Origin of the sequence: Candidatus Endomicrobiellum agilis, assembly GCF_020328115.1 — a bacterium.
In the GTDB taxonomy this organism is placed as follows: Bacteria; Elusimicrobiota; Endomicrobiia; order Endomicrobiales; family Endomicrobiaceae; genus Endomicrobiellum; species Endomicrobiellum agilis.
In genome coordinates this window covers 1-1,957 of sequence record NZ_JAIXMW010000023.1, presented here as the reverse complement: position 1 = coordinate 1,957, position 1,957 = coordinate 1, and the positions used below count along the sequence as shown (strand labels likewise).

At 37.7% G+C, this 1,957-nt stretch carries 2 protein-coding genes and 1 pseudogene; all 3 read right to left on the bottom strand.

Translation table 11 applies throughout. The features are described 5' to 3' along the window. Positions 1-504: 504 nt before the first annotated feature. Positions 505-912 (bottom strand): 30S ribosomal protein S7, encoded by a 408-nt coding sequence (gene rpsG, locus LE179_RS06500; protein WP_374129558.1) that lies wholly within the window; start codon positions 910-912, stop codon positions 505-507. Next, positions 842-1,198: a 30S ribosomal protein S12 gene (gene rpsL, locus LE179_RS06495; protein WP_374129557.1), complete on the bottom strand. Its 357-nt coding sequence runs from the start codon at positions 1,196-1,198 to the stop codon at positions 842-844. The genes rpsG and rpsL overlap by 71 nt, the downstream gene beginning before the upstream one ends. Before the next feature lie 19 nt (positions 1,199-1,217). After that, positions 1,218-1,957 (bottom strand): annotated as a pseudogene (locus LE179_RS06490) (DNA-directed RNA polymerase subunit beta'); the annotation flags it as partial.

Here is a 1,957-nt window from a genome sequence, read left to right as displayed (position 1 = left end):
ACCAATATTCAATTACAACCAATTTCAGCGAGAGAAGGTCTAGGAGACAATTTCTATTTTGCTCCTTTTTGCATCTCTATACACTTTATCTTTATTCATCTTTTCTATAAAACAAGGATCTTCTCCAGGCTTAGCAAGACGATTTTTACTTAAGACTAGCAAAAGAAGCACACCTTGAACATAAAACAAAATAATATAATATTTTATACTCTGGCCATATACTTCTCAACTTATATACACAAATTATAGTTAAAAACTTAACCTAGCTTCTGCAACTTCATCCAAAATGATAAAATTATTTTCCTCACTATTTTTTAAGCAACTGCTTAACACTTTAACAACTGGGCTCGGCCTCTGCAACTTCTGGACTCTGTCTTTTGCATGTAGAACAAAAGAACAAATTTATCGAACTATTTTGAGTTTAAGCGACGCTGGCAGCAGCAAAGCATACGTTGGTAAGTAGAACTGATGCGTAAAGAAGCATAAATTTAAAATAAGCCGGCATCACCATCTATAGTGGGCAAAGGCTTTGTTCGCTTCCGCCATTTTATGCGTATCTTCCTTCTTCTTAATCGCAGCGCCTTCTTTTTTGCTGCTGTCAATTATTTCTTGAGCAAGCCTATCGCACATAGGTTTACCAGTTTTGCCTCTAGCAATTTCTATGATCCAGTTAATACCAAGAGTCATAGAACGCGCCATAGGCACTTCCATAGGAACTTGGTATGTTGCTCCGCCGACCCTGCGAGGTTTTACTTCAAGAAGAGGTCTTATATTTTCTAAAGCTCTGTTGAAAACAGCAACAGGATCTTCCCCTGTTTTTTCTTTTATTATGTCAAAAGACTTATACATTATTGATTCTGCTTTGTTTGCGCCCGTCAACTCCAGTTGTATCCAAAGTTCCTCTAACAATATGGTAACGCACGCCCGGCAAATCTTTTACACGCCCACCGCGAATAAGAACCAAAGAATGCTCCTGAAGATTATGCCCTACGCCAGGAATATATGAAGAAACTTCATATCCTGAAGTAAGTCTCACCCTTGCAACTTTCCTCAAAGCTGAATTAGGTTTTTTAGGAGTAGTTGTATAAACTCTTGTACAAACACCTCTTCTTTGCGGGCAGTTCTTAAGGGCTGGTGATTTTGTTTTTCTTATTACGTCTTTTCTTCCATCTGCAATCAACTGATTAATCGTTGGCATTGTTTTCCTCAAAATAATTTTATTTACCGTTTCCTGTTTTTGAAACCAACCCTGTTCCTGCTGGTATAAGGTGTCCTATTGAAACATTCTCTTTCAACCCTATCAAGTGATCGACTTGTCCTGAAACAGCAGCTTCAGTCAAAATTCTTGTAGTCTCCTGGAAGGATGCAGCTGAAATAAATGAATCCGAAGACAATGAAGCTTTAGTTATACCTAAAAGAATTGGGTGAGCAACGGGAGGTTTTCCTTTATTTGCTTTTATAGCTTTCCTATCAGCTTCATATTTATGTTTAGAAACAATTTCACCGTTTAGATACTGGCTATCACCTGAATCCATTATTCTTACGTTAGACAACATCTGTCTTACCATAATTTCAATGTGCTTATCGTTTATAGTTACGCCCTGAAGTCTGTAAACCTGTTGAATTTCGTTAACGAGATATTCTTGAACTTCTTTAGGACCTTTAACCTTAAGAATATCGTGAGGGTTTAATGCTCCGTCGGAAAGAACTTCCCCCTCTTTAACTCTGTCACCTTCATAAACAACCAAATGGCGTCCTGAAGGAATAAGATAATTTTTCTTTATCTTAGTTTCAGTGTTTTCAACTTCAACTTTTATGCTGCCTTTTGCAGTAGCTCCACCTAGGTGAACAATCCCATCAATTTCAGACACAATCGCCGAATTTTTAGGTTTTCTTCCTTCAAAAAGTTCCGCAACTCTAGGCAAACCTCCGGTGATATCTTTTGGCTTTGAAACTT